Annotated in this window: 19 protein-coding genes and 1 pseudogene; 14 read left to right on the forward strand and 6 right to left on the reverse strand. The window is 61.1% G+C overall.

Annotation, left to right across the window (positions count from 1 at the left end):
• Positions 1–3: 3 nt before the first annotated feature.
• Both GH657_RS14805 and GH657_RS14810 read right to left on the reverse strand, forming a co-directional pair.
• Entirely contained in the window at positions 4–972 is a 969-nt protein-coding gene (locus GH657_RS14805) for an IclR family transcriptional regulator (RefSeq protein ID WP_153101821.1), read from the reverse strand.
• A 32-nt stretch (positions 973–1,004) separates the two neighbouring features.
• Entirely contained in the window at positions 1,005–1,850 is an 846-nt protein-coding gene (locus GH657_RS14810; RefSeq protein WP_153101822.1) for an IclR family transcriptional regulator, read from the reverse strand.
• 320 nt (positions 1,851–2,170) lie between these two features.
• Between GH657_RS14810 and GH657_RS14815 the strand changes: the two genes are divergently transcribed.
• From GH657_RS14815 to GH657_RS14845, 7 genes are all read left to right on the forward strand, one after another.
• A complete protein-coding gene (locus tag GH657_RS14815; RefSeq protein ID WP_153101823.1) occupies positions 2,171–3,130 on the forward strand; it encodes an MBL fold metallo-hydrolase in 960 nt (319 codons plus the stop codon).
• Positions 3,131–3,216: 86 nt separating this feature from the next.
• The gene (locus GH657_RS14820; RefSeq protein WP_153101824.1) at positions 3,217–5,028 is read left to right on the forward strand and encodes an FAD-dependent oxidoreductase; all 1,812 of its coding nucleotides are present in this window, start codon (positions 3,217–3,219) and stop codon (positions 5,026–5,028) included.
• A 192-nt stretch (positions 5,029–5,220) separates the two neighbouring features.
• Positions 5,221–6,378: a macrolide transporter subunit MacA gene (gene macA, locus GH657_RS14825; protein WP_153101825.1), complete on the forward strand. Its 1,158-nt coding sequence runs from the start codon at positions 5,221–5,223 to the stop codon at positions 6,376–6,378.
• On the forward strand, positions 6,378–8,369 hold the full coding sequence (locus GH657_RS14830; RefSeq protein WP_153101826.1) for a MacB family efflux pump subunit: 1,992 nt from the start codon (positions 6,378–6,380) through the stop codon (positions 8,367–8,369). Before macA ends, GH657_RS14830 begins: the two co-directional genes overlap by 1 nt.
• Positions 8,370–8,401: 32 nt before the next feature.
• Positions 8,402–9,892 (forward strand): efflux transporter outer membrane subunit, encoded by a 1,491-nt coding sequence (locus GH657_RS14835; RefSeq protein WP_153101827.1) that lies wholly within the window; start codon positions 8,402–8,404, stop codon positions 9,890–9,892.
• Positions 9,893–10,016: 124 nt separating this feature from the next.
• Positions 10,017–10,238 carry a DUF2783 domain-containing protein gene (locus GH657_RS14840; protein WP_246174228.1) on the forward strand — a complete coding sequence of 74 codons (222 nt, stop codon included), beginning with the start codon at positions 10,017–10,019 and terminating at the stop codon, positions 10,236–10,238.
• Between the two features lie 36 nt (positions 10,239–10,274).
• On the forward strand, positions 10,275–11,048 hold the full coding sequence (locus tag GH657_RS14845; protein ID WP_246174178.1) for a 4'-phosphopantetheinyl transferase family protein: 774 nt from the start codon (positions 10,275–10,277) through the stop codon (positions 11,046–11,048).
• A gap of 27 nt (positions 11,049–11,075) precedes the next feature.
• On the opposite strand, the gene GH657_RS14850 is transcribed toward GH657_RS14845, so the two are convergent.
• Both GH657_RS14850 and GH657_RS14855 read right to left on the reverse strand, forming a co-directional pair.
• Entirely contained in the window at positions 11,076–12,263 is a 1,188-nt protein-coding gene (locus tag GH657_RS14850; protein WP_153101829.1) for a branched-chain amino acid ABC transporter substrate-binding protein, read from the reverse strand.
• 77 nt (positions 12,264–12,340) lie between these two features.
• Positions 12,341–13,423 carry a hypothetical protein gene (locus tag GH657_RS14855; RefSeq protein WP_153101830.1) on the reverse strand — a complete coding sequence of 361 codons (1,083 nt, stop codon included), beginning with the start codon at positions 13,421–13,423 and terminating at the stop codon, positions 12,341–12,343.
• A 451-nt stretch (positions 13,424–13,874) separates the two neighbouring features.
• Between GH657_RS14855 and GH657_RS14860 the strand changes: the two genes are divergently transcribed.
• The 7 genes and pseudogenes from GH657_RS14860 (at position 13,875) to GH657_RS14890 (ending at position 21,132) form a co-directional block, all read left to right on the forward strand.
• Complete coding sequence (locus tag GH657_RS14860; RefSeq protein WP_153101831.1) at positions 13,875–14,555, forward strand: RNA polymerase factor sigma-70; 681 nt, start codon at positions 13,875–13,877, stop codon at positions 14,553–14,555.
• A 155-nt stretch (positions 14,556–14,710) separates the two neighbouring features.
• A complete protein-coding gene (locus GH657_RS14865; protein ID WP_153101832.1) occupies positions 14,711–14,995 on the forward strand; it encodes an MbtH family protein in 285 nt (94 codons plus the stop codon).
• Positions 14,996–15,077: 82 nt separating this feature from the next.
• Positions 15,078–16,084 (forward strand): annotated as a pseudogene (locus tag GH657_RS14870) (TauD/TfdA family dioxygenase).
• Positions 16,084–17,016 (forward strand): ABC transporter ATP-binding protein, encoded by a 933-nt coding sequence (locus GH657_RS14875; RefSeq protein WP_425495760.1) that lies wholly within the window; start codon positions 16,084–16,086, stop codon positions 17,014–17,016. The pseudogene GH657_RS14870 and the gene GH657_RS14875 overlap by 1 nt, the downstream one beginning before the upstream one ends.
• Entirely contained in the window at positions 17,013–19,190 is a 2,178-nt protein-coding gene (fhuB, locus tag GH657_RS14880) for a Fe(3+)-hydroxamate ABC transporter permease FhuB (protein WP_153101833.1), read from the forward strand. The genes GH657_RS14875 and fhuB overlap by 4 nt, the downstream gene beginning before the upstream one ends.
• A gap of 11 nt (positions 19,191–19,201) precedes the next feature.
• Entirely contained in the window at positions 19,202–20,017 is an 816-nt protein-coding gene (fhuF, locus tag GH657_RS14885; RefSeq protein ID WP_153101834.1) for a siderophore-iron reductase FhuF, read from the forward strand.
• Complete coding sequence (locus GH657_RS14890) at positions 20,014–21,132, forward strand: ABC transporter substrate-binding protein (RefSeq protein ID WP_153101835.1); 1,119 nt, start codon at positions 20,014–20,016, stop codon at positions 21,130–21,132. Before fhuF ends, GH657_RS14890 begins: the two co-directional genes overlap by 4 nt.
• Before the next feature lie 172 nt (positions 21,133–21,304).
• Here GH657_RS14890 and GH657_RS14895 read toward each other — a convergent pair whose 3' ends face one another.
• Positions 21,305–22,843, reverse strand: coding sequence for an ankyrin repeat domain-containing protein (locus GH657_RS14895; protein WP_153101836.1), 1,539 nt, complete (start codon positions 22,841–22,843; stop codon positions 21,305–21,307).
• A 251-nt stretch (positions 22,844–23,094) separates the two neighbouring features.
• Positions 23,095–24,501: an ankyrin repeat domain-containing protein gene (locus tag GH657_RS14900; protein ID WP_153101837.1), complete on the reverse strand. Its 1,407-nt coding sequence runs from the start codon at positions 24,499–24,501 to the stop codon at positions 23,095–23,097.
• Between the last annotated feature and the right edge of the window lie 126 nt (positions 24,502–24,627).

Below are 24,627 nucleotides of genomic sequence, written 5' to 3' on the forward strand. Positions count from 1 at the left end.
GTTTTAAGCACCGGGTTTGTGCTTCGTCTTATCCCCTTCGCCAGCCTTGCCCGCTGTGGGCGAATAGCCTAGACGCCACGATAGTTGTTGTACCGCAGCCCGCAGCGTTTGCGTGAGTGGATCGGCCAGCCCGGGGTCGATCAGGTTGGCCGGCCCCAGCAGCGCCAGCACCAGGCAAATCTCACCGCTATGGTTGAACACCGGCGCGCTGAGCGTACCGATGCCCGGAATCGGCTTGTTGAGCGCGTGGTCCATCCCTGCATGGCGAATGCGCGCGAGATGCTGGACATAACGCAAGCGCAACGCGGCCATCCTGGCCGGTGCAGCGGATGTCGTGGCTGCACCAGGCCCCTTCGACGCTTCAGGCTCTGCCGCAAGAAAGATCTCCTCGGGCGCCACGCCCGCGAGGCGGCACGCATCCTGGCGCAATAAATCGCGCAACATCGTTTCTCCCAGATAGGCCGCGAAGGTGCGCCCTATCGCGGTTTTCACCAGCGATACGACCGTTCCTACGCGCAGGCTCACGTGAACCGGCCGGACCGATTCTTCCAGACGTATCACCGTTGGACCCAATGGCCCCAGCACGGCTAACGCCACGCTCAGGCCTGTGGCGGCCGCCAGGCTGACGATCTCGGCTTCGGCTTCGCGCGGTGGCGAGAGCCGTTGCAGGCCGATCAGCCCGAGTTCGCAAGCCAGTGGCCCGGCATTGAAGCGGCCCTGCGCATCGCGTTGCAACAGGCCGGTTTTCAGCAGACTGACCAGATGCGGGAAAGCTTTGGCGCTTGACATGCCTGCCGTGGCGGCAAGCTCGCCGAGTGTCAAAGGGGCATCGGCGGCGACCAGCGCTTGCAGGATCTGGCCCATGGTGTCGAGCGATTGCACGCCGCGCTGGGGTTTGCTGCCGGCGCGCGCGTTCGCTGCATCATGGGGCTGAAAAGAAGCATCCGGATCCGGATGTGGGAAAGAGGTCATGGTCAGGCGATGGCAGACAGTGGCAGGTGGTTTTAGGCAATGGGGCGGCGTGCCGCCGCTTCCATCAGTTCCTGGTGAATGGTGCTGGCCGCGCGCTGCAACGCTTGTGCGATCCCGCCTGTCCATTGCACCTCAAGCACCCCCGTGGCGCCAATCAGCGTGAGCGTCAGGCACAGGCGGTTGTTGGCATCCAGCACCGGCACGCACAAACTGCTGATGCCAGGCGTCGGGTTATCGACGCTGCGCTCCATGCCTCGGGCGCGGATTGCCGTGAGCGCGGCTTCGAACGCGGGCCGTCCCGCGCTGGTGGCTAGTTCGCGTCCAGTGCTACCCGACTGGTGCGTCCACATCGCGTTCAAGGTCGCTGCCGGCAAAAACGCACAGAAAACCCGCCCCGTTGCTGTCATGGGCAGTGACATGACCGTGCCGACATGCAAATTGACGTGCAGCGCAAAACCCGTATGCAGATAACGCACGATGGTCGGCCCTTGCGGTCCGGCAACGCAGAGCGCGACGCTGACACCGGTGTTTTCGGCGAGCGCCATGGCATGTGGCAGGGCGGCGCGCAAGGCGGGCTGCTGCGCGAAATGCAATAGCCCTAACCGGAGCGCCATCGGCCCCGGCTCGTAACGCCCTAGCGTGTCGCGCTTGACCAGCCCAAGCCCCACGAGGCTGACCAGATAGGCATGCGCCTGAGCGGGGGCCAACTGCGCGCGGGTGGCGAGTTCGGAAAGCGTCAGCGCGCCGCGCGCCTGGGCTAGCGCATGCAATACACGCCCGCTGACTTCGACACTCTGCACCCCTCGCTGGGACTTGTTTGTCTGCGCTGGCGCAGGCTTGGAGCCTACGGACGAGTTTTTTTCGGAAGGCGAATTCAACGGGCTGGGTCTCAGGAAAAAAAGCCATGTTAAACGAATGCCGGAGACTCGCAGTCGTCTATTTTCATCGCAAAAATTTAGTCAATGGCTAAAAATTTAGCCATTGACTAAATTTTTGCGCTTCCCGTAAGATGGCCTACCCTGAGCCGCCGATGGCGGCAAGCAGGCTTCAAACGACGGGGCGAGAGCGGTTGTCCGCCTGGCTGCGCGTGCCTCATGAAAGGGGACGCAAAGTAGCGCAAGGTGGCGCGCCCCTGATTCATCTCCACACTATTTAGTCCATCCAGACAACATTCAGACAAGCAGAAGGGAGGTTTTGCATGGCCAAGGCATTCGCATCCCAGGCTGATCTTGAGCAAAAAAAGATCACATTTACCCAGCTTTCCGCCAACGCCTATGCCTACACGGCAGAGGGCGATCCCAACTCCGGCGTCATCATCGGCGACGACAGCGTGCTGGTGGTCGACACCACCGCCACGCCCGCGATGGCACAAGACCTGATCGCGCATATCCGCCGCGTCACCGACAAGCCGATCAAGCATGTGGTGCTGTCGCATTACCACGCCGTGCGTGTGCTGGGCGCGTCAGCGTATCTGGCCGAAGGCGCGCAGCAGGTGATCGCCAGCCGTGGCACCTACGAGATGATCGTCGAGCGCGGCGAAGCCGATATGCGCTCGGAGATCGAACGTTTTCCGCGTCTCTTCGCCGGGGTCGAAAGCGTGCCTGGCCTGACTTGGCCCACGTTGGTCTTCGAGCGCGAAATCACGCTGTTTCTCGGCCGGCTCGAGGTGCGTATCGCGCATCTGGGCGCGGGTCATACGAAGGGCGATACGGTCGTCTGGCTGCCTGGGCAAAAGGTGCTGTTTTCCGGCGATCTGGTCGAATACGACGCCGCCTGTTATTGCGGCGATGCGCAACTGGAGCAATGGCCGCGCACGCTCGAAGCGTTGCGTGCGCTGGACGCGCAGCAACTGGTGCCAGGCCGTGGCCCGGCGCTACGGACGCCCGCCGAGGTCAGGAAGGGGCTCGATTACACCCGTGATTTCGTCACGACGCTGCTCCAGCGGGGGCGCGAAGCGGTGGCGCAAAAGCTCGACCTGAAAGCCGCGATGGCCCACACCCGCGCGGCGATGGATGCTCAATTCGGCCACGTGTTCATCTATGAACATTGCTTGCCGTTCGATGTCTCGCGGGCCTACGACGAAGCCAGCGGCATCACGCATCCGCGCATCTGGACCGCGCAGCGCGACAAGGAGATGTGGGCCGCCTTGCAGGCCTGAATGGCTCCTGCCCATCCTTGCGTGACATCCGGGCCTGGCCTGGGCTCAGGTGTTCGGCGATGCCTCCATTCCAGGGTCCTCATCCCATGAAACCCGATTACCCGTCGTTGCGATTTGCGTACCAGCCGTGCCGTGAACAACAAGCCGCGCCAGGCGCGCAAACGGCTGAGCCGTATCCGGTCATCGTGGTCGGGGCCGGGCCAGTGGGGCTGGCGACGGCGCTGGATCTGGCGCGCCAGGGCGTACCCGTGCTGCTGCTGGATGAAGGCGATGCGCTCTCGAGCGGCTCGCGGGCAATCTGTTTTGCGCGGCGCACGCTCGATATCTTCGATCGTCTCGGATGCGGCCAGCGCATGGTGGACAAAGGCGTGAGCTGGAATCTCGGCAAGGTGTTCGTGCGCGACGAACTGGTATACGCCTTCGACCTGTTGCCCGAGGCGGGCCATCGGCGTCCGGCGTTTATCAATTTGCAGCAGTACTACGTCGAAGGCTATCTGCTCGAATGCGCCGAGGCGCGGCCTGAGATTGAGATTCGCTGGGGGCACAAGGTGAGCGGCATCGAGCCGCAGCACGCGACACAGCACGCCCCCGCGTGCGTGCACCTCGTGGTGACGACGCCGGATGACGACACGTACACGCTGCGCGGCCGCTATGTGGTTGCGGCTGACGGCTCGCGCAGCACGGTGCGTCGGCTGCTGGGGCTCGATAGCGTGGGCCGTACGTTCCATGACCGTTTCCTGATCGCCGATGTGCGAATGGACGCGCCGTTTCCGGCGGAGCGCTGGTTCTGGTTCGATCCGCCGTTTCATCCGAATCAGTCGGTGCTGTTGCATCGCCAGGCGGACAACGTCTGGCGCATTGATTTTCAACTGGGCTGGGAGGCGGACCCGGTGCTGGAAAAAACTCCGGAACGCGTCCTGCCGCGCGTGCGAGCGTTGCTTGGGGCACAGGCGCAGTTCGAGTTGCAGTGGGTCAGCGTGTACACCTTCGCCTGCCAGCGGATGGCGCGCTTTCGCCACGGCAATGTGCTGTTCGCGGGTGATGCCGCGCATGGGGTATCGCCGTTCGGCGCACGGGGCGCCAATAGCGGTGTGCAGGACGCCGAAAACCTCGCGTGGAAGCTGGCGCTGGTGCTGACCGGGCACGCCAGCGAGGCGTTGCTCGACAGCTATGCCAGCGAACGTGAGTTCGCTGCCGATGAAAACATTCGTCATTCGACGCGTGCCACCGATTTCATCACGCCGAAGAGCGCGGTGAGCCGGGTGTTCCGCGACGCGGTCCTGACGCTGGCACGCGAGCTGCCGTTTGCGCGGCAACTGGTGAATAGCGGACGGCTGTCGCTGCCCGCGGTGCTGCATGACTCCGTGTTGAATACGGCGGATGAGGCCTGTTTCGCGGGCGCGCTGTGTCCCGGGGCGCCCTGCTGCGATGCGCCGGTGCTGGCCGCAGGCGCGCCGGACTGGTTGCTCGGGCAGATGGGCGGACACTTCACGGTGCTGCTGTTCAGCGGGCCACAAGGCCTGGAGCAGGAGCAGCAGGCGGCATGGGAGGCACTGGAGACGCGTCTGATGCGGCATCAGCCACAACTGCCACAACTGCCACAACTGCCGTTGCGGCGTGTGCGGCTGGTCATGGCAGCGGGCCCGATGGTTCCTGACACTGCTGAGATCGCTGGGACCGCTGAGACTGCTCGCGCCTCGGGCGATTCCGGTGCGCTCACGCTCTACGACGTCGAAGGGCTCGCGGCCTTGCGTTACGATGCACGGCCTGGCACGGTGTATCTCGTGCGCCCGGACCAGCATGTTTGTGCCCGCTGGCGTCAGCTCGACACGGCAGCCATGGCACAGGCGTTACGGTGTATCGTGCAGCCGCAGCCCACGTCCGATAGCACGAGATAGCGCAAGTCAGAGGGTCCCCACGGGCCGGATGAGCCGGAACAATTTGAGATTGAATGCGAATTGAATCAGCGATAGTCACTATCCGCTAAAACCGGTACGGAAACGGGTGTTACGCTGCGCCGGGCATGCTGTGGCTGATCCTGGTGTTGAGCGCTGCTTTCTGCTTTCCGTTTTCTTTTAGTCTTTTGCGTTATGAAAAAATCTCCGCGCCGCTGGCGCCGTTTCGTCATCGGCGGCGTTGTGCTGCTTGGGCTGATCGGGCTTGCGCTGTTCTTTTTTGGCCGCAAGGACGCCCCCCAGTATCTGAGCGCGAGCGTCACCCGCGGCCCATTCGAGAGCGCCGTGCTGGCCACCGGCACCTTGCAGGCCTACAAGCAGGTCGATGTCGGCGCTCAAGTGTCGGGCCAGTTGAAATCGCTCAAGGTGCAACTGGGCGAAACAGTCAAAAAAGACCAGTGGCTCGCCGAGATTGACCCCGTGCTGTCGCAAAACGCGCTGCGTCAGGCGCAGGTCAGCGCCGATAGCCTGCTGGCCCAGCGCCGCGCCACAGCTGCGCAATTACGGCAGGCGGAGCTGGCCTATCGCCGCCAGCAGCAGATGCTGCCCACTGACGCCACCTCGCGCCAGGATTTCGAAAATGCCGAGGCGCAGTTCAATGTGCAGCGTGCCACCCTCGCATCGCTCGACGCCCAGGTCAAGCAGGCGCGCATTCAGGTGGAAACGGCCCAGGCCAATCTCGGTTACACCCGGATCGTCGCCCCGATGGACGGCGAAGTCGTGGCCATCGTCACCCAGGAAGGCCAGACCGTGATTGCGCAGCAGCAAGCGCCCGTCATTCTCAAGCTGGCCGATCTCGACACCATGACCGTCAAGGCGCAGGTTTCCGAAGCCGATGTGATTCGCGTGAAGCCCGGGCAGGCGGTGTATTTCACGATTCTCGGTGAAGCCGATAAACGCTATCACGGCAAGCTGCGCGCCATCGAACCCGCGCCGCAGAGTTTCGCCGAGGCCCAGAACAGCCTGAGCGGCGCCACGCGTAGCAATACGGCGGTGTTTTACAACGCGCTCTTTGAAGTGCCGAACCCCGGCCACCTGCTGCGCATCGCCATGACTGCCCAGGTGAGCATCGTGCAGGCCACCGCGCAGCAGGCGCTGAGCATGCCGGTGGCGGCGCTCGGGGCCAAGGATAAAAACGGTGCCTACGCGGTGCGGGTGATCGGCGCGAACGGCGAGGTGCAAACGCGGGCGGTCCGCACGGGCCTCAATAACAACGTCCGGGTGCAGGTGCTGGCCGGCCTGAAAGAAGGCGAGAAGGTGGTGATTGGCGACGCCGATGCGGAGGCCAAATAATGAGCGCCGCACCGGGTTCCGGCACCGGAGCGAATCCGCCTGAGCCGCTGCTGGAGCTGATCGGCGTGGGCCGCAGTTTTCCCGCTGGCGAGCGCGAGGTGAGCGTGCTGCGCGAGATCAACCTGACTATTTACGCGGGCGAGATTGTTGCCTTGATGGGGGCATCCGGTTCGGGCAAATCGACGCTGATGAATCTGCTCGGTTGCCTCGATCATCCCAGCACGGGGCGCTACCGCGTGGGCGGGCGCGAGACCGGCGAGCTCTCCAGCGACGAGCTGGCGCAGTTACGCCGCGAGCATTTCGGTTTTATTTTTCAGCGCTATCACCTGCTGCCGCATCTGAGCGCCGCGGGCAACGTCGAGATGCCCGCCATCTACGCAGGCGTGCCGCATGGGCCGCGCCACGCGCGAGCCGAAGCGCTGCTGGCGCGCCTCGGTCTGGCAGAGCGTGCGGAGCATCGCCCCAGCCAGTTGTCGGGCGGGCAGCAGCAGCGCGTGAGCATTGCCCGGGCGCTGATGAATGGCGGCGAAGTGATTCTGGCCGATGAGCCCACCGGCGCACTGGATAGCAAAAGCGGCCAGGAGGTGATCCGCATTCTGCGCGAGCTGAATGCCCTGGGGCACACGGTCATCATCGTGACGCACGATGAAAAGGTCGCCGCCAACGCCCGGCGCATCATCGAACTCAGCGATGGCGTGATCGTCAGCGATCGCGTCAACGAGCCGCCCGAAGAAGCCGTTGCGGTTGCGCCAGAAAGCCGCCTGCCACCGCATGAGCGGCGTCTGACGGCGAGTCTCGGACGTTTTGCCGAAGCGTTTCGCATGGCGTGGGTGGCGCTGGTATCGCACCGTTTGCGCACGGCTTTGACGATGCTGGGCATCATCATTGGCATCACTTCGGTGGTGTCGATCGTGGCGATTGGCGCGGGAGCGAAGGCGTACATGCTCAAGGAGATCGGCGAGATGGGCACCACGACGATTAATCTTTACCCGGGCAAGGACTGGGGCGACATCAACGCCAGTTCGATCCTGACGCTCGTGCCCGCGGATGCCGCCGCATTGCGTGACCTGTATTACGTCGATAGCGTGACGCCTGGTGTGAGCCGTGGCCTGCTTTTGCGGCGCGGCAACGTCGACGTTAACGCCGAGGTGAATGGCGTGGGCGAAAGTTTTTTCCAGGTGCAGGGGATCAAGCTGGCGCAAGGCATCGCGTTTGGCGCCGATGATCTGCGCCGCCAGGCGCAGGTGGCCGTGATCGACGCCAACACCCAGCGCAAGCTTTTTGCGCACGGAGAAGATCCGCTGGGGCAGGTGATTCTGGTCGATAACCTGCCTTGCGTGGTGATAGGCGTGACCGCCGAAAAGAAAAGCCTGTTTGGCAGCAACAAGAGCCTCAACCTCTGGCTGCCCTACACCACGGCGAATGGCCGCCTCTTCGGGCAACAGTCGCTCGACAGCATCACCGTGCGGGTGCGCGATGGCCAGCCCGGCGCGGCGGCCGAAGCGGGCATCGTGCAGTTGATGACCCAACGCCATGGCCGCAAGGATTTTTTTACTTTCAACATGGACTCCGTCGCCAGGACGATGCAGCGCACGAGCCAGTCAATCACGCTACTGCTGTCGCTGATCGCGGTGATCTCGCTCGTGGTGGGCGGCATTGGCGTGATGAATATCATGCTGGTGTCGGTTACCGAGCGGACCCGTGAGATCGGCATTCGCATGGCGGTGGGCGCGCGTCAGAGCGATGTGATGCAGCAGTTTCTGGTGGAGGCGGTGCTGGTTTGCCTGCTGGGCGGGGCGATTGGCGTAGCGCTGTCGTTTGCTTTTGGTGTGCTGTTTTCCCTGCTGGTTGACCAATGGAAAATGGTGTTTTCAGGGCTGTCGATTGCGCTGGCGGTAATTTGCTCGACGCTGATCGGCATCGTCTTTGGCTTCGTGCCCGCGCGCAACGCATCGCGGCTCGATCCGGTCGATGCGCTGGCGCGCGACTAACACGACTAGCGCGACTGGACGAAGGCAAATCGATGCGGATTACTCAAGGTTTTCAAGGTTTTGGCAGAGGATGCGGCGGCGGGTGGCCTGGATGGGGCCATGTCCTGCTGGCCTGCATCCTGGCCGGGCTCGCGGGCTGCGTCACGTCGGGGCGCGAGGCGGTGCCCGCCGTGCCCCTGCCGCTGCAGTGGTCGGGTGTGGCCCATGCGCCTGAAGCGGCCCCCACGCTGGCCATGGCAGCCTCATCCTTGCCGCCGCCGGCTGCTCCTTCATCTCCATCCGCGCCAGCCGTGGCATCGACGACGGATGCATGGTGGCAAAGCTTCGGCGACCCCGTGCTCGACCAGCTTATTAGCCGTGTGCTGGTGGTCAATAACGATCTGGCTGCGGCGGGTATCCGGACGTATCGGGCCCGTTTGCAGGCTGGGCTGGTCGATACCAACCTGACGCCTACGGTGAGTGTAAGTGCCAATGGCCAGGTGGCGCGCACGCTGGATACGCACCGCATGAGCCGTGGCAACAGCCTGAATGCCTCGCTGAGTTATGAGCTGGATCTCTGGGGCAAGCTTGCGGCGCAACGTGATGCGGCGGCCTGGGAGGTCCAGGCCAGCGACGAAGACCGCGATGCGGCACGGCTTGCGCTGATTGGCACGACTGCATCGGTGTACTGGCAACTGGGCTATCTGAACCGCCAGATTGCGTTGAATGAAGCCAATATCGTCGCGGCTGAACGCACCCTCGCGCTGGTGCAAAGCCGTTATGCCGCGGGTGCGGTATCGGGCCTTGATCTGGCGCAAGCCGAGCAAAGTGTTTCCAGCCAGCGCGCCGCGCAAACCCAGTTTTTGCAACAGCGCGAGGAAAACCGCAATGCGCTGGCGATTCTCTTCGATCAGCCGCCGCAATTTCGCATGGATGAACCTCGTACTTTGCCGCTCGGCCCGCTGCCCGTTGTGCCAGCGGGCTTGCCCGCCGAACTGCTGGGCCGCCGTCCGGACCTGCAAGCGGCCGAGTTTCGTTTGCGCGTGGCGCTGGCCAATGTCGACGCGACACGCCGCAGCTTCTATCCCAGCTTTACGCTAACGGGCAATCTGGGCACGAGCAGCGATTCGCTCGTGCGCGCATTGCAAAACCCGGTGGCGACGCTGGGCCTTGGGCTGGCGCTGCCCTTGATTCAATGGAACACGATGCAGCTCAATGTGAAGGTGTCGCAAAGCCAGTACGACGAGGCTGTGCTGCTGTTCAGGCAGCGGCTGTATGGCGCGCTGGCCGAGGTGGAGAACGCGCTGTCGGCGCGGCAGCAACTGGACGACGAAGCGCAGCAACGTGCGTTGGCGCTAGCCCAGGCGATGCGTGCCGAGACACTGGCACAAATGCGCTTTCGCGCTGGCGCGACCGGGGTCCAGCCCTGGATCGACATGCAGCAAAGCGTGCGCGAAGCCCAGGCGGCGCAGTTGTCGAACCAGCTTAACCGCCTCAATAACCGGATGAACTTGTATAAAGCACTGGGCGGTGGGCAAGGCTAAAGGCCCGGTCTTCCTGCCTTGGCGCTCATGCTGGTCCCCGCAGGTCTATCTCAATGGAGTCGTCATGCCGCTTGATACGTCACCCAGTTCCTCGCCCTCGTTGCCTGCGTTGTCTGCGTTGCCTGTGCCTGCGTTAAATACCCAGCCCAATCTGACTCATCCCGACGATTTCTATGAAGCGCTCATCGACATGCATCGTGATTGCGACGAAGCGCAAAGCCAGGCGGTCAATGCACGATTGATCCTGCTGCTGGCCAATCACATCGGCGACCAGGCGGTGCTGCTCGAAGCCATGCGCCAGGCGCGGCTTGGCGCCGAACCGGGCCGTTTCCCCGCTCATGACTAGCCTCGGCTTATCCGGCGTGGCGCTGGGCCGTCCCGCATGCCTGCTGTTGTGCCGCTGAGTGTGCCGCTGCGGCTCGTGAGCGTCACTCACGCAGGGCCGCCTGAAGTGGCGTTGTGGCAGGTTGCGCTGAGGTCTGAGGACGAGGGCGCCTTCGATGTTGTGCCCGATGCCGCGTGCCTCGCGCTGCTGTCGGCGGACGAGCGGCGCCAGGCCCAGGCCTTCCAGCGCCATGAAGACGTCTTGCGTTTCGTCACCGTGCGCGCCGCGTTGCGTGTGTTGCTCGGCCACGCGCTGAACCGTGCGCCGCACACGCTGGCGCTGACGCGTGACGCTCATGGCCGTCCCCAGCTCGCCGGGGCAGCACCAGGCGGGCTCGATTTCAATGTCTCTCATGCCGGTGCTTACGGCTTGATTGCGCTGTCCACGGCGGCGTCTGTGGCGTCTGCGGCTTCTGGATATCGGGTGGGTGTCGATCTCGAAGTGTGCCGTTCAGCGTTCGACTGGCGCTCGGTGGCGGCGTTGACGCTGGATCATGAGGAACAGGCTGAACTTGCCGCGCTCGAGAGCGCCGCAGCGCAGCGCGCGGCGTTCTTCGAGAGTTGGGTAGCCAAGGAGGCGTTATTGAAGGCCGCTGGCGTAGGCATCACGGAGGGGCTGAATATCGCGCCGCTGTATCCGCGTCGGGGCGAACAGGAGCGGGTCGAATGGCGTGCCGCTACGCAGGCGCGCTGGCCCGGTTTTGCTGCGTGCTGGGTCGCCGCACCCGAGGGCTATTGCGCCTGTCTGGCGTGGTCGGCGCGCGGCGCATAGGTCTATCGCGCGCTACGGTGAATCGCGCTAGTTCGCGTCAGCCCCATGAAACGTTTTCACGGGATGCCACACCCCACCTTGAACCTGGTACACCGTGATGGCGCTGTTCCGAAGGTCGCCCAACGGATCAAAGCGAATACGTCCCGTGACGCCCGTATAGTCAGTTTGTGCCAGCTTGGGTAAATAGTCCGCTGGCTTTGCCGATCCGGCTGCCTGCATGGCATTGGCCAGCATCATGGTGGCATCGTAGCTATTGGGCGCATACAGCTGAATAGGCGTATTGAAACGTGCCCGGAAGCGCCGTTCAAAATCCGCGTAGTCAGGCAAGTTTTCCTTTTGCGCGCCAGGGCTCGATGCGTAAGTGCCTTCCGCCACCTCGGGCCCCGCCAGAGAAATTAACGCGGGCGTGCGCATGCCGTCGGCGCCGAGCAGGGGCGTTTTTATCCCGAGCCCATGCATCTGTTTGAGCAGCGGCCCCGCCTGGGCATCCATTCCCGCGTAAAAAACCAGATCGGGTGTGAGTTTCTTGATGCCGGTCAAGATGCCTCGAAAATCAACCGCATGATCGTTCGTATATTCATGGGCCACGATGGTTGCGCCCTGCGTTTTAACCGTGCGCTCGAATTCATCCACTTGACCCTGACTAGCCGCGCTGCGATCGTCGATCAGCACAATGCGTTTAGCCCCCAAGGTTTCGCTGGCGAAGCGGCCCAGTGCCTGGCTCTGGATGGTGTCGTTGGCAATGTCACGAAATGCCGTTTTAAAGCCCTGGTGCGTGTAAGCCGGATTGGTTGCCGAGGGCGAGATTTGCGCAATACCGGCTTTGGCGTAAATGGCGGACGCGGGAATGGTGGTGCCTGAATTCCAGTGCCCGACTACGCCGGCAACGTCTGCGTCAACCAGCCGCTGCGCAACAACGGTGGCTTGTTGCGGGCTGGCCGCATCGTCTTCCGAAATCATTTCGAAGCGGACCGGTTTGCCGCCGAGGGTTCGATGCTCGGCATTCAGGGCCTCGATGGCGAGTTCCACCCCGTGCTCATTATCTTTGCCCAAATGCGCTTGCGGCCCCGTAAGCTGGCCCGCATGGCCAATCCTGATGACCAGCGGGGCATCTTTGGCCGCGACACGAGCGCTGGCCTTGTCCGCTTCAGACTCTTTGCCACAGCCCGCCAGCAGCATGACGACAGTGCAACCTAATACGAATAAACGATTCATGTAAAACACTCTCGCGTGACAGAAGATTAAACGGCAAGTTAACCATGCTTAAAGCGCGTCAGGGGGATTTATGCTAATCATTTACGCATTGTTGCAAGCAGTAAATTTCGGATTTCAGACGGGTTCGATATGATAAAAAGCTTGTATTTGAGGAAATTTTTATTCAGCGCGAGGTCTTTTAGCTTGTGAGCGAGCAAGGCTAGTTTTAGCACTAAAATATCGGAGCATGGGATTTTATTCTTAATAATATGATCAATGGCTTTGCGGATTTCTTTTTTTGATTTATTGGTGCGGATGTAAGAAATATTTTTTATTTCTTGTTCCAGGGCTTTGATTTTCGCGTTAATCGTCGTGCTGTCTATTGGCGTGTCCGGCGGGGATTTTAAATCTTCCATGCTGGAATAAATTCGATATTTTACGGCCGTGATGGCTTCCATGATTTTTTCCAGGGATCTAAGCTCGCCCTGTAGCTCATGGGAATCGAGTGTTTTCGCTTTCTGTTCTGTTTCGGTGTAAATTTTCTGTGTGGCTTTCTGAAGATCGTGATTGTATTTTAATTCGGTATTTATTATATTGATATTTTTTTTATGCTGATCTATTGCCTTGTTCAATGAGTCGATTTTCAGGCTGCTTTCATGAAGATCCCGATACATCTGTTCAAGCTCTGGAAACACTTTATCGAGCAATAAACTGTCGCCTGGCAATTTTTTTTCTGTCTCAATAATTTTGGTATCTGCGCTCGAGTACCTGTTCATCATGTTAAAAATAGTATCAAGTACCGGTGCTGCGGCTGCATGCGTCACATGTTTCGCCAATAATTGCGACAAGGTATTTCTGGTTTCATTATTTTTTTCAAGAAATTCGAAAGCGTTTTTATTGGTATAGAATTTTAAATTTTCATGCAGGCCATCAAGAAAATTTTTGTAATCAACGGTGCTGAACTTGATTGAGCTGGAATCTTCCGGGTCAAGCTGCAACAGAACTGATGAATCAAGCCTGGATAAATCAAAATGGATTGTCGAGTTTTCTTCGACGTTAATCCGGTTTTTGCCCGCTTCCATCTGATATGGGCTGTCGTCACCTCCCGGGGTGATGTTATTCACAACATGGGGTTGATGGTTTTTATTGAGCGGAAGATATCTCAGGAAGTTTTTTATCACTTAATTCTCCAGAAGTATTGATTAAAATAAATCAGAATATTTTTAATAAAAAATTTGATAAATTAAATATATTTTTTGACTGAAGCAGTAGCGTTAGATTAAAATCAGCTGGCCTTGCCCGTTCATGAATTAAAATGCAGCTATTAAACTGGCGGTTCAGGATGCTTATGCGAATGCTAAGTAACTAAACCAGTTGAATAGTTCCAAAATGCGATGCTCTGATTAACTTCACCGCTTTGGCGTCACGGCAAACACCAAGCCGCTATAACCGGTATAGCCACGAAAAGCCGCGCCCGCTCTCACGGTCCGCCTGGCGAAATAGCAACATTAATTCTTACATTTCTGTCGGAATAACACCTATGCATCGAAGGGATATTTACGCATCTTAAGTGAGAATGATTCGCATTCATGCTAGATTGCGCACCTCTGACCTGATGACGGAGTTGATCCGATGGCTGAAGCACACGCGCAAGCGCTCCCCAGTCTTACCCGGCGGCGCTCGCTGCCTGTTTCCGCGGCATGCGCCGCTCCCTCGGCGGCGTATGCCGCTCATCACGGTTTGCTGGTGGAGGCATTGATCGCCCAGCGGCCTATGCTGGTCAATCTGGCGCGCTCGTTTGTCACTTGCGTGAGCCTGGCTGAAGACGTGGTTCACGACGTGTTGCTCAAACTGATCGGGTTTCCGAACCAGGACGCGATTCGTCAGCCGCGCGCTTATGTCACCAGGATGGTGCGCAATGCGTCCATTGACGTCTGCCGCCGTCAGGCGCTGGAAAGCACCTGGCGCGCCTGCGAAGAAGACGGCCTGAATGTGCCTTCCCCCGAACCCACTCCTGAAACGGCGCTCGTGACCCGCGACGCGTTGCAGCATGCGTTCGATGCGCTGGCGCAGTTGCCGGAGCGTACCCGGGCGGCATTCGAGCTGGTGCGCTTCAGCGAAGAGACGCTGCAGGAAACCGCGCGCCGGCTCAATGTGTCGCAAACGCTGGTGCATTTCATGGTGCGCGATGCAGCCCGGCATTGCGCCGACTGTGCGCTGGGCCGCAACACCGCGTTTCATCGGCCGCGCGCGGCGACAGCCATGAACGTACCGGTTCGGGTTAAAAAATCGCGTGCCTCAAACGTCAACTGATTAACCCGGCTGGCATGGCGCATGACGTTAGCTGTATTGAACGTCTGGGCCTGGCCCACGGGTCATTGACATTGATGTTGACGCCGCTGCGCCCGCCATGGGCGTGGTCCGATCCCTTCATTTTTAGCGTGCAGCACGCCTGCACCCCGGCAACCATGAACCCGTCTCAGTCTGCTTCCCGCGCTTCCTCCTCTCCTGTTTCATCCTCTTCTTCCCCGAGTGCTGCTGATGCGGCGGATCCGGGCGAGACGGATTACACCGTCGTGATCAACGACGAAGAACAGTATTCGATCTGGCCGACGTTTCGTGCGGTGCCAGCGGGCTGGCGCGAGGTGGGCGTGCGCGGGACAAAAACCGTGTGCCTGGCACACATTGAGGTGGTCTGGACCGATATGCGTCCGGCTAGCCTGCGGCGTCATCTGGCTGCGCTTGAGCCTTGAGCCTTGAGCTGCTCGAGAGGGCTTGGCCTGCCCGCATGCATGACTTCCGCGATTCCCTTGATTCAGGACACCAGGACACTCTATGTCATCGCCTTTGCTTGACGAGCTGCATATCGAACCGGGTTTTCCCCTCGTGATCACGCCTCGCGTGGACGGGTCACTCACACTCGATGCCGCGACGAGCGCGCTGCGGCCCATCGTCGACGACTGTCTCGAACACGTGGGGGGCGTGCTGTTCAGAGGGTTCGAGGTGCCGTCGATTGATGCTTTCCAGCACTTCGCGGCCTCGTTTGGCGAGCCGCTCATCGGTTATGAATTCGCCTCGACGCCGCGCAGCCAGGTGGAAGGCGCGGTGTACACCTCGACCGAATATCCCCCGCATCGTTCGATCCCGCTGCATAACGAGCAGGCTTACACGCGCGAATGGCCGCTGCGAATCTGGTTTCACTGCGCGCTGGCGGCGCGCTCGGGGGGGCGACGCCGATTGCCGACAGCCGGGCGATCTATCGCGCGCTCGATCCGGCGCTGGTGACGCATTTTGCGGGGCGTGAGCTGCTCTATGTGCGTAACTTTGGCCAGGGGCTTGATCTGACCTGGCAGCAGGCCTTCGGCACGGCCGAGCGCGGCGCGGTTGAGCGTTATTGCGCGGCGCGCGACATCGAATGCCAGTGGCGCATGGGCGACGAGGGCGAGTGGCTCCTACGCACGCGCGAGCGCTGTCAGGCCGTGGCGCGCCACCCTCGCACGGGGGAGGACGTGTGGTTTAACCAGGCGCATCTGTTCCATCTGTCGGCGCTCGATGACGACATGCAAGAAGCGCTGGTGGATGCCGTGGGTTTGGACAACGTGCCGCGCAACGTCTATTACGGTGATGGCGCACCGCTCGAAGCCGCGGCGCTGGACGCGATTCGTGGCGTCCTGGCGCAGCAGCGGGTGGTGTTTCCGTGGTGCACGGGTGACGTGCTGATGCTCGACAACATGCTGAGCGCCCATGCGCGCGATCCCTTCGAAGGCCCGCGTAAAGTCGTCGTGGCGATGGCCGAAAGCTACTCCGAGGTGCATGCGCCGCAACTTGCGGCCGCGCTGTAATGGAGCGCCTGGCCGACGCCGCTGCCGTGAAGGTGGCAACGGATTCGATTGCCCTCGCGGCGAGCGGGCTGACGGTGGGCTATCAGGATCACGTGGTGCTGGATGAGCTCGATATTGCATTGCGTGCCGGGCGGGTGACCGCGCTGTGTGGCCCGAATGGTTGCGGCAAAAGCACGTTGCTGCGCACGCTGGCGGGTTTGCAGCCAGTGCGGCACGGCACGGTGACGGTAGCGGGTGTGCCGCTGGCGTCGTACCGGCGGCGCGAGCTGGCGCGGACCTTGACCCTGCTGTCGCAGTTCAACCAGATTCCCGCAGGCCTGAGCGTGCGCGAACTGGTGGCGTATGGCCGTTACGCGCACCGTGGCTGGTTGCGCGGTCTTGCTGAGGAAGATCGTCACGCGGTGGACGACGCGCTCGCCGCTAGCGGCCTGGCGGACGACGCCGAACGCGATGTCGCGGCGCTCTCGGGCGGTGAGCGGCAGCGGGCGTGGATTGCGCTGGCGCTGGCGCAACGCGCGCCGATTGTGCTGCTGGACGAGCCCACGACGTATCTCGATGTGCATCACCAGCTCGATATCCTGTCGGAACTGCGGCGCCTGAACCGGGAGCGCGGGCTGACGATTGTCTGGGTGCTGCACGATCTGAACCAGGCCGCTGAGTTCAGCGACGAAATGGTTCTGCTGCGCGCAGGCAAGATCATCGCCCAGGGTAGTCCTGATGTGATCATCAACCCCGCGCCGCTGGAGGCGACCTTTGGTGTGCCGATGCTGCGCATGGCGCATCCGCAGACGGGCGCACCCATGTGCGTGCCCGCTCATCCTGCGGGCGGTGCCGCGATGAAGACTGCGGTTGCGATGGATAGGGCGAATGCTCCGGATGACGAAGCGTCAGCGCCTTCGACCCTGCCTTCCGGCGCGGAGCGCGCTGCATGATGAGCTTCGTGGCCCGTCGCCGCGTGCCGCGCACGGGCGCGATGGCATCTCCGCGCTGGCGTACCGCCCGGCCCAATCATGTTGTTGCGCTCGCACTGTCATTGCTGCTTGCGTTAGTGGCCCTTGCCGCATGGCGTCTTGTGCCTGATGGGATGTGGCTGCTGTCTTCCACGCCTGCCGCGCCGTTCGCCTTGGCGCCAACGGGGCTCGGCGTGAGCGAAACCCATGCGCTGGCGCGTGTGCTGTTGCTCGATCTGCATTTGCCACGCGTACTGGCGGCCGTGCTGGCAGGCGCTTGCCTCGGTATGGCGGGAGCCTTGTTTCAGGCGTTGACGCGCAATCCACTAGCTTCGCCCGATCTGCTTGGCATTACCGGGGGCGCGCAACTCGGTTTGCTGGCGGCGATGCTCGTGCCCGCGCTCGCTGGGGTCGCCTCTGTGCCGCTGCTGTTTGTCTGCGGTCTGCTGGCGGCAGCCTGTGTGGGTGCGGCGGCGGGAGGCTGGCGCGCGAGTCCGCTGCGAATGGTACTGGCAGGCAGTATTTGCATGCTGCTGTTCTCTTCGATCACGACGCTGGTGCTCGCTTTTTTCGAGCAAAGCATTGCCGGTGTCGCGCTCTGGGCTACCGGCAGCTTGTATCAACCTGGCGCCGCGGGCCTCATCAACGCGAGCGCATGGCTGGTGCTGCCGCTCTGTGCATTGCCGTTCATCCTGCGTTCGCTCGATCCGCTGGCGCTCGGTGACGATGCTGCCCAGACGATTGGCGTCGCGGTGCCCGCCACCCGGTTTTCCGGGCTGGTGATCGCCGTGGGTTTTGCCAGCATTGCGGTGAGCCTCGCCGGGCCGCTGTCCTACGTCGGCCTCATCGCGCCGAACCTGCTGCGTCACTGGCGCGGCGCGCATGCGGCCCGGCTGGGCGCGCTCGTGCCGTTGTCGGCGCTGGCGGGTGCGTTGCTTGTGCTGGCGACCGATAGCGCTGTGCTGGCGCTCGATCTCGATGGCACGTTATCGACCGGGGTCGCCATCGCGCTCGTGGGCACGCCGTTGATGCTGGCGATGATTCGCCAGGGCGGTGTGTGGTCGCGCTCGCCGGGCGGGGCCGAAGCGCCTGCCGTGCAGCCTGCGCGGGGAGGCCTGGGAGCATGGCTCGTGGCACTGCCGCCGTGGGCGGTAGTGGCGGGGCTCGCACTGGGTGCGGTGCTGGTGCTGGTGCTCGGCGGCTCGCTGGGGGCGACATTCCTGGGCCCTGGACGCTGGCTTGGGGCTTGGGTAGCGGATAGTCCGAATTCAGCGGCATGGGCCACCGCCGATAGCACGGCGCGCGCGGTGCTCGATGTGCGCTTGCCGAGGTTGGTCTGTGCGTTGCTGGCCGGGGCGCTGCTCGCGGGCAGTGGGGTGCTGATGCAAAGCATCGTGCGCAATCCGCTAGCGGGGCCCGAGGTGCTAGGGGTGACCCAGGGCGCGGCGCTGGCGACGCTCGTCGCCTTGCTGTTCTGGCCGCTGGCGACGCACAGCACGATGGCGGCGGCGTCACTGCTGGGCGGCGGCACGACGCTCGCCGTCACGCTTTGGCTCAACCGGCGCACGCGCTATGCGCCGCTGGCAGTGGCGCTGACGGGGATTGTCATCGGCACGCTGTGTACGACGCTGGCGCAATGGATCATCGTGCAGGAAAGCGTGCAGCCCGCGCGCTTTGTCGTGTGGCTGGTGGGCGGGACCTATGGCCGTAGCTGGGCCGATGTCCGTGCCTTGCTGCCGTGGTGTGTGCTGACGTTGCCCGCCTTTGCGTTGCTGGCGCGGCCGCTCGATTTGCTGGCGCTGGGCGACGATCAGGCCGCCGCGCTCGGTTTGCCGGTGGCCGCATTGCGGCCGCTGGCGCTGTTGCTGGCAACCGTGGCTGCCTGTGCGGCGGTTGCCGCAGTCGGGCCGATCGGTTTTGTGGGTTTGATGGCGCCGCATCTGGCCGCGTTACTCGGTGCACGCACGCATCGCGTGCGCTTGTGGCTGGCCGCTGCCTTGGGGGCGCTGGTCCTGGCGGTCGCCGATATCGGTGCGCGCACGCTGCTCGCACCGCGAGAAATCCCTGCCGGCGTGCTCACCGCGCTGGTGGGCGCGCCTTATCTGCTCGCCTTGCTGGTACGGCAGACGCGCCGCGAACGCGCGCGTGGCCGGTGAGTGGGTGGCCGATGGGACAACGGACGCCACGCTCTGCTCCTCGCGCGCAGCCCTTCTCGGCATGGTTGTCCGCCTCACCCCTGGCGGACTATGCCGCAGGCGTGTGGCTGGGCCCGGTGCCGGAGGCCGTGCAGCAGGATCGAGACAGTGTCTGCATACCGCTGGCACAGCTCGCGCAACAACGCGAGGTACTGCTTGAGACGATGGTGCAGCATTACGGCGGCGACCCGCAGCGGCATGCGCGGGCGCTGCTCTCGCAATGGAGCAAATACTATTTCCGCCTGGTCGTGCCTGCTGCGCTGCTGGCTGCGCTGGTGCTGCAACGCCCCCTGCGCATGAGCCCCGCGCAATGCACGCTGGTGTTGCGCGATGGCCTGCCCGATGCGCTTTATCTCAGCGCCGATGCGCTGGGGGCGGTCACGGCCGATCCGGCGCAGCGTTACGCCTCGTTGTGTGAAACGCATTTGCCTGCGGTGATCGGCATGCTGGCGAGCTTGACGCACATCGCGCCGCGCGTGCTGTGGAGCAATGCGGGCAATCTGCTGGACTGGCTCTTCGAGCAATGCGCCGCGCTACCGGATGCCGAACGTGACGCGGCATGGCTCTTCAGTGCGCGCACGCTGGCTTCAAATGCTGAACCTAACCCGCTGCGCTGCCCCGTGCGCTGGGTCACGCCATGTTCGACGCAACTCCCCACGCCGTTTCGTGTGCGCCGCGTGTGCTGCGTGCGCTATGAAATCCCAGGAGAAGACTCGCTGTGTTCAAGTTGCCCGCTGCTATTAACGCTGAGCGAAGACGAACTCGCACGCCAGCAGGCGGTGCAATGAGCGGCTCGCCACGTCGAACCCTGGCTGCCGTGGCGCGGCGGGCGAGGCTGACATTGACGCTCGTGGCCATGCTCGTGACGGCAACGGCAGCCCACGCGCAAGCAGACGCCCGCATGACATCGCACTCTGCCGCTGAGGTTCCGGCTCCGGCTCCGGCTTGCCTGCCGCTGGCACGCAATCCCACGGTATCGCAGGCGAGTGCCGCATTGCCGTCTCGGCCCCGGCGCATCGTCGTGCTGGAATTCATGTTTGCCGAAGCGCTGGCTGCGCTGGATCTGACACCCGTGGGGATGGTCGATGTCGCGTACTACCCCAGCTGGATTGGCTACGACAACGCGCGTTTGCACACGGTGCCCGACGTCGGCACGCGTCAGGAGCCTAGCCTCGAAGCGATTGCAGCGCTTAAGCCCGATCTTGTGATTGGCGTGGGTTTTCGTCATGCACCGATCTTTGCCGCGCTCGATTCGATTGCGCCAACGGTGCTGTTCCAGTTCAGCCCAGACCCGGTTAGGCCCGCGCATCAACCCGCGCATGACGGCCCAGCGGTGACGACCCAGCTTGACTGGGCGCGGCAGATTTTCCGCACGATAGCGTGCATGACCGGGCGCGAAGCCGAGGCACGCCGGGTTGAACGCATGCTCGACGAAGGCCTCGCGCGCGATGCGCGACGGCTGGCTGCGGCACACCGTCAAGGCGAACCGCTGGTGCTGCTACAGGAGCTGGGCTTGCCCGACCGCTACTGGGCCTATACCGGCAACAGCATGGCGGGCGGTGTGGCGCGCGTGCTCGGGCTGCCGTTGTGGCCCCGCCAGCCGAGCCGCGAAGGCACGCGTTACGTCACGTCCGAAGACTTGCTGCGGCAGCCGCAGGCCACGGTGTTGATGGTGAGCGCGACGGGGCCGGAGGTCGCGCTCGCCGCGAAGCTGACATCACCGGTCTGGCGCTTCGTTCCCGCGCGGCGTGCAGGCCGGGTGGCGCTGATCGAACGTAACGTGTGGGGCTTTGGCGGGCTGATGTCTGCCTTGCGGCTGGCCGATACCATGACCGATGCGTTGCTGGCGTTGCCGCCCCCCTCAACCCTGGCGCCTGTGCCCGTCCAGCCCCAGGGCGAATGAGCCGGGAAGGCGCTTGCCGATTTCGGTTCTCGAAGTGGGGGCTTTCGTTGACAGGTTCATTGACGCGATTTGTTCCAGATGCTGCTGGCGCTCGGCCTTCGACGCTCTCTTGAGGTTTCTGACCGGCATGACTGAAACGGCGGTGCGTCACGCGCGGCCGGATCGTGTTTTCCTATTGTGTGGTGTGAAGAGACGCTGCGACGCTCGCGGTGTAAATGCCGAGTGCGATGAGGCGTGGAGGGGTCCATAGACGACGCTCGCTCATGTACTCACGGATGGCCCTGGCGTGACCGGCATGCTCCATTTTTTTCATCAGATTGCCTTTGAGCCACTGCATTTCTGGAGCGGGTTGGGCCTCATCCGGGTTGAAAGGATTTTTAAAAAGCTCGAGGTACATCTCGGGATAAACCGAATCTTTGAGGTATGACTCCAGCCATGTCACATAAGCCAAGCCATCAGGCTGTGACTGGTCGATTGTGACGATGGCATGCAACATGATGTGCGCCAGTATTTTTTCAAACGCTATCTGTTTAGCGGCGGATGATATTTTCAAAAGCGGGCGGATTTTCGTCAGCAAATTCTGCAATTGAATATGCAACTCTTTGACAGGATAAAAAGACAGATAGTTATTGAGTGGCTGAAATTCGTTCAGCTTGATGGCGATTTCCATCAATGCGAGCGGCGCGAGCGGAAAATGGATCTTGCCCTCTTGAACAAAACCAAAGCTAAACAGAATCTGCTGCAGTATCACGTCGTTGTGATATATCGCATCAGCCAGCAGGCTGACCTCGCCGGTACAAATGGCGCTCATGCCTCGTGTCCGGATAGCGGTAATCAGATCGTCGGCCGGCTCCGCTATTCCTGAGCCGTAATTGAGATTCAACGGGGTTTGATGTGTCTTGTTGCGTAGCCATGGTGTGGCTCCCTTTTTCAGCAACGTTAAAACCGTCCGGATATCATCGTTTCTTGCCGCGTAATGCAAAGGCGTATTGCCCTTGTTATCAGGTTGATCAACGAGTCCGAGCTTCCGTTTGCTCAAGGTCCGGATGAGCATCGTAAAAGTGGAATCGGACATCCGGTTTTTATACTTGATAGCCACATGGAGTGGTGACCTTCCCGCCCGGTCCTTAAGGTTCAGGCAGAGATTGGGCCACTTGAGCAGTAGTGTCAGGATGTCGGCATTGCCAGTCTTGAGCGCGGTATGCAGGAGCGGGCTACGCTCGTCGATCTCGGCATCCGGATCGAGCGGTAACCCCATCCCGTCAGGCTCCATGTTCTCAAGTGCGGTGTACGGCGGCAGTACGGTATTCGGATTGGCACCGTGATCTAAAAACTGTTTGAGCAGGTCAGGCCTCTGGAATTTAACGGTTTGATGCAGATTGTATGCCGTTATCCAGTCCTGTTTCCGCGTGTATCCCGGCACTTCGTGCCAGCACTTTATTGGCTTGACCGTTTGGGGCGCGTGGCTGGCTTTCGGTGGCTCAATCACGGTTGGTGTGACGTGATTTTTATGGCTGTCGTTCAAGCTGTCGCCAGACTCATCGTTATCTGCCGGATTTTCAGGAACGCATTGAAAACCGTATTTACGCAGATAGAGTTGGGGAACGAGAGAGGCTTTACCTTCTTCTTCAGCGCCGATCTGATGCGTCCGTGTTATGACGTCCTGCGCTTGAGCGCCCGTGAGCGGATGGGTCGCTTGACGACGCTGCATAGTTATTGTCACTGCAAGATTCCTGTTAAAGCGCGGTAAAACACACTGCTACTTCATGATTAATTCATGAAGTAACGATTATTCGAAGGGCGTGACCATGCCCTCCCCTCAGCACGGATTGCTGGAGATGAATGACATGGCGTGGGGGTTTGAAGGGTTTATTCCCCGGCGCAATACGGGGAAAAAGCAGGGGTGCGGCGTTGCCCGGATAGCCGCGCTTTTCTTGCTGTTACCGGTTCGTCAAACGTTCATCAAAACGGGGAACTCGTTATCTTGGCCATGAGCGGGCTAATTTCACTGATGGACTTTTGTGGATCAAATGATGGCTTTTTCATCATTTCAAGTTTTTTCTTCAGCGCGGACAGATTCGTCTTGTCAGACAGATGCGTCGAGTGGTCAATGAGTATGCCCAGCGCACGCGCGAGGCGCAGATACTGCAACGCGATATCAGCGCTCCGCGCGTCTTTTCTCTGAACTTTGGCGTGGGCGCTGGCAAGTTGATTCATCATGCCCGTCAACGTGTTGAGTACGCTAAAGGCTGCAGATTCTTTCATTTCGACGCACTTCAAAATCACGTTAAGACGCTCATGCAGATAGTTTTCCATCATCGTGAAATGTTCTGGGCCTGCATTGAATTCGAATCCGAATCCGCCCTGGCGCTGATCGGTCGAGGCGGGATAAAGCCCGAACTTTTTCAACATTGTTTCGAGGTCAGCCAGGCAAGCATCGATGCAGCGGGTGTCTGACAGGGCACAAGGGGTTTTTTCTAACAACGCGTAAAACACTTTTACCCGTGTTTCCATCTGCTGGATGGAGCGGCAAAAATCTTCTGCGCTGCGTTTTTCGGGCTGAATTTCGAACAGCCTCGCAAAGAGCGTGTTCGGGTCCATCGATTGCACGAGTTTCTGTGCCAACTTGTTTTGGAGCTGGAGTCTTTGAGTTTCTTTTTTTGCCAGTGCGTCAAAGCCACTATCCAGATACCACGTCAGGACAAACTCCAAATCCGCGCCATCATCGAGTAAAAACGATACCGCTGTGGTGAACGCCACGCTGTCTGTTATGGGCTGGCTGAATAGCAATTCACTGACCAGGCTATTTTTCTTCTTGTTCTCGGGGTCCACATACGCGCCGTGCTGAACCAGCATCTCGATGTATTGCAGGTTGCCGCAGCGGATGGTGGCGCGCAGGGCCGTCTCGCCATGGGAATTAATTTCGTTGGGTTTAATCGCCGGATTATCCAGCAGCCACTGGACACTCTTGGAGAGGTTGTGCTGGAGTGCGAGATGCAACGGAAAATTATCTGATTGCAGCAGTTGAATGTCAGATGCGGGCGGAAGTTTATGGGCATTGACGGGCGACTTTAGCGCTTCGCGGACGATATCGGCATTGCTCTGCTGAACAGGCTCGCCGCTCTTCAAGCGCCTGTTCTGCTGAGAATAATCCCGGACAGTAGTTGAGGCTTTTTTAATCGCGCCGGATTGCTTGCAATTAAGCGGACCTGTGCCTGGAATTCGCGTTTCCGTTGTATGAGTCCGTGGCGGACCCTGTGGCGGCAACGAAACCGTGCCATTCGCTTGAGGATTCGTCGAGGTGGACGAGGTGAAGTTGGGCCGTGGAGAGTGAGGGGAGGAGATGGGCAAAACGTTCTTGCTGGACATTCATATTCCTGTATCGGGATGCAGATGTTGCGCTATCTGGATCACTAAGTAACGGGGGCCATATAAAACGTTCCATTAAATTTGGCGGTTGATGCACGAAATCGACATTTTTTGGAAGATGACCTG

It is taken from the genome of Paraburkholderia hayleyella (assembly GCF_009455685.1).
Taxonomy (GTDB): domain Bacteria; phylum Pseudomonadota; class Gammaproteobacteria; order Burkholderiales; family Burkholderiaceae; genus Paraburkholderia; species Paraburkholderia hayleyella.

Excerpts from the sequence above, each read along its gene's own strand:
- GH657_RS14805 (WP_153101821.1), bottom strand. The coding sequence starts at position 972 with ATGACCTCTTTCCCACATCCGGATCCGGATGCTTCTTTTCAGCCCCAT.
- GH657_RS14815 (WP_153101823.1), top strand. The coding sequence starts at position 2,171 with ATGGCCAAGGCATTCGCATCCCAGGCTGATCTTGAGCAAAAAAAGATC.
- GH657_RS14820 (WP_153101824.1), top strand. The coding sequence starts at position 3,217 with ATGAAACCCGATTACCCGTCGTTGCGATTTGCGTACCAGCCGTGCCGT.
- macA (WP_153101825.1), top strand. The coding sequence starts at position 5,221 with ATGAAAAAATCTCCGCGCCGCTGGCGCCGTTTCGTCATCGGCGGCGTT.
- GH657_RS14830 (WP_153101826.1), top strand. The coding sequence starts at position 6,378 with ATGAGCGCCGCACCGGGTTCCGGCACCGGAGCGAATCCGCCTGAGCCG.
- GH657_RS14835 (WP_153101827.1), top strand. The coding sequence starts at position 8,402 with ATGCGGATTACTCAAGGTTTTCAAGGTTTTGGCAGAGGATGCGGCGGC.
- GH657_RS14845 (WP_246174178.1), top strand. The coding sequence starts at position 10,275 with ATGCCTGCTGTTGTGCCGCTGAGTGTGCCGCTGCGGCTCGTGAGCGTC.
- GH657_RS14850 (WP_153101829.1), bottom strand. The coding sequence starts at position 12,263 with ATGAATCGTTTATTCGTATTAGGTTGCACTGTCGTCATGCTGCTGGCG.
- GH657_RS14860 (WP_153101831.1), top strand. The coding sequence starts at position 13,875 with ATGGCTGAAGCACACGCGCAAGCGCTCCCCAGTCTTACCCGGCGGCGC.
- GH657_RS14865 (WP_153101832.1), top strand. The coding sequence starts at position 14,711 with ATGAACCCGTCTCAGTCTGCTTCCCGCGCTTCCTCCTCTCCTGTTTCA.
- GH657_RS14875 (WP_425495760.1), top strand. The coding sequence starts at position 16,084 with ATGGAGCGCCTGGCCGACGCCGCTGCCGTGAAGGTGGCAACGGATTCG.
- fhuB (WP_153101833.1), top strand. The coding sequence starts at position 17,013 with ATGATGAGCTTCGTGGCCCGTCGCCGCGTGCCGCGCACGGGCGCGATG.
- fhuF (WP_153101834.1), top strand. The coding sequence starts at position 19,202 with ATGGGACAACGGACGCCACGCTCTGCTCCTCGCGCGCAGCCCTTCTCG.
- GH657_RS14890 (WP_153101835.1), top strand. The coding sequence starts at position 20,014 with ATGAGCGGCTCGCCACGTCGAACCCTGGCTGCCGTGGCGCGGCGGGCG.
- GH657_RS14895 (WP_153101836.1), bottom strand. The coding sequence starts at position 22,843 with ATGCAGCGTCGTCAAGCGACCCATCCGCTCACGGGCGCTCAAGCGCAG.
- GH657_RS14900 (WP_153101837.1), bottom strand. The coding sequence starts at position 24,501 with ATGTCCAGCAAGAACGTTTTGCCCATCTCCTCCCCTCACTCTCCACGG.